The sequence below is a fragment of the Gemmatimonadales bacterium genome (assembly GCA_035502185.1).
Taxonomy (GTDB): Bacteria; Gemmatimonadota; Gemmatimonadetes; order Gemmatimonadales; family JACORV01; genus Fen-1245.
Window position 1 is genome coordinate 1 of sequence record DATJUT010000081.1, and the last position, 2,234, is coordinate 2,234.

The following is a 2,234-nucleotide window of genomic DNA, read 5'->3' on the forward strand; positions in this document are numbered from 1 at the left end:
CGCCGGTACCACGGCACCAGCACCCACAGCCACGCCGCCAGCGCGACCGCGAGCGCGGCCCACTTCCACGGCGCCGCGTAGCCGCGCAGCGCCGCGAAGCCGAACAGCAGGAAGGCCAGCACCATCATCGCGATCGCCACCACCAGGCTCAGCCGCAGGCCGAGGATCAACGCCAGCGTGCGGTCGCCCCGCCGCTGGTCCTCGTCGAACTGGTAGATCTGCGTCAGCGGGTACAGGGCGGCGAACAGCGGACAGAATGCGACGATCACCAGGCCGTGCACCAGGTCCAGCGGCCGGCCCGTCGCCGCCCACCCGGCGTACGGCGTGAACGCGCCGAAGCCCCACATGTTGATGAGCCAGTCCACCCCCGCCACCGCCTTGAAGCGGAACGGCGGCACCGAGTAGGCCAGGCTCATCACGAAGCAGACGGCGTAGGCGCCCGCGGTCGCACGCGGCAGCAGGAACGCCAGCAGCTGGCCCGCCACCAGCAGGCCGAGCGAGAACTCCAGCAGCCGCGCCGGCGGGCGCGGCGGCGAGCGGAGGTAGCCGATGTCGCCCTCGTCCTGGTCGAACACGCTGTTCAGCGCCAGCGTGCCGCCGTTGAGGCACGCGACCCAGATCACCAGCACGAGCGCCGCACTGCCCCACCGCGCGCCGTGGAGGAACGGCACGAGGCCGACGGCCAGGACGACGCCGAGCAGGGTGTGCGCGGCCATGATCGGCCACTCGGCCGGCCTGAGGTGCAGCACGTAGGCGAAGGCGTCGCCCGGCAGCAGCCGGTAGCCGAGGCGGCGGAACAGGTTGCGGGTGCGCGCGGGGTCGGTCATCGGTCGCCGAAGCTCGGCGTACCGGTGGTGCGGAGGCCCGCCGGGCCGGCCGCCACCGGCTGCAGGGCTCGCCGCTCGGCGCGCCTCGCGCCGGCGCCACGGCGCGCGGTCAGATCACGAACGGGATCAGGCGCCTGGTGCGGCGGGCGTAGTCCGCGTAGCCCGGGAGCGTCTCCACCAGCTGCCGCTCCTCGCACACGATCCGCAGCGACGCCACCACGGCGACGACGACGCCCACCGCCAGGCTCAGCGCCGACAGGTGCGACAGCACGCCCGCCCAGATCAGGATCAGCACCGCGGAGTACTGGGGATGCCGCACCCAGCGATACGGTCCCTTCTCGATCACGGCGCCGCCGCGGGGCTCGGCCGTGACGCTGAAGGTCGCGGGCGGGAAGCTGCGCCGCGCCCACGCCGCTACCGCCAACGCCGCGACCTGCAGCACGATCACCACCGGCGAGCGGGAGAGCAGGTTCCCCGTGAACAACAGGATCAGGATGGCCGCCACGACGGCGGCGAACGCCCACTTCCCGACGACCCGGCACGCGACTCCCACCGTCGCCCTCCGATCTCCGAACCCGGATTGCGCCGCGCGTCACACCGCCGCCGGGCCGGCGAGCAGGCGGTGCGCGATCTGGAGGCCGCGCAGCGTCAGGTCCGGATGCACCTCCTCGATCTCGGACGAGTACTTCGCCACCAGCGCGGCGTAGCCGCCCGTCGCGATCACCTTGGGCACGTCGCGCGTCGGCCACTCCGCCTTGAGCCGCCGCACCAGGCCGTCCACCGCGTCGGCCGCGCCGTAGACGAGCCCCGCCCGGATGCAGTCCTCGGTGCGCCGGCCGATCGCCCGCGCCGGCGGCCCCAGCTCGACCGGCATCAGCTTGGCCGCGCGGCGCGCGAGGTTCTCCCCGCTCGTCCTCAGGCCCGGCGCGATGATGCCGCCCAGGAAGACGCCGTCGCGGGTGATGCAGTCGAGCGTCGTGGCCGTGCCGAAATCCACCACGATCACGTCCACGCGGAACAGGTGCATCGCCGCCACTGTGTTCACGACCCGGTCCGCGCCGACGGTGTGCGGCTCCTCCACGTCGAGCTTCACCGGCAACGGCGTCTCGGGACCGATGACCTGCGCCGTGGTGCCGGTCGCGATCAGCAGCGCGTCCGCCACCGCCTCGGTCGCGCTCGGCACGACCGACGCGAGCACCGTCGCCGTCACCTCGGTGATGTCGAGGCCGGCCTGGTCGAACAGCGCGCGCACCACGACCGCCCACTCGTCGGGCGTCTGGTCGGGCCGCGTGGTGAGGCGCCAGCTGCGCTCCAGCTCGTCGCCGTCGAACAGGCCGAGCGTGATCTCGGTGTTGCCGATGTCCAGGGCCAGTACCATGCGATGCCGCCGTTGGCGAAAAAGCTGCG

Annotated in this window: 3 protein-coding genes; all 3 read right to left on the minus strand. The window is 73.2% G+C overall.

Annotated elements, in window-relative coordinates; all coding sequences use genetic code 11:
* On the minus strand, window positions 1-827 hold an 827-nt coding region (locus VMF70_10860), incomplete at its 3' end, for a UbiA family prenyltransferase (protein HTT68520.1).
* Between the two features lie 109 nt (window positions 828-936).
* Window positions 937-1,380 carry a methyltransferase gene (locus VMF70_10865; GenBank protein ID HTT68521.1) on the minus strand — a complete coding sequence of 148 codons (444 nt, stop codon included), beginning with the start codon at window positions 1,378-1,380 and terminating at the stop codon, window positions 937-939.
* A gap of 39 nt (window positions 1,381-1,419) precedes the next feature.
* Window positions 1,420-2,234, minus strand: an 815-nt coding sequence (locus tag VMF70_10870) for a type III pantothenate kinase (GenBank protein HTT68522.1), incomplete at its 5' end; no start/stop codon positions are given.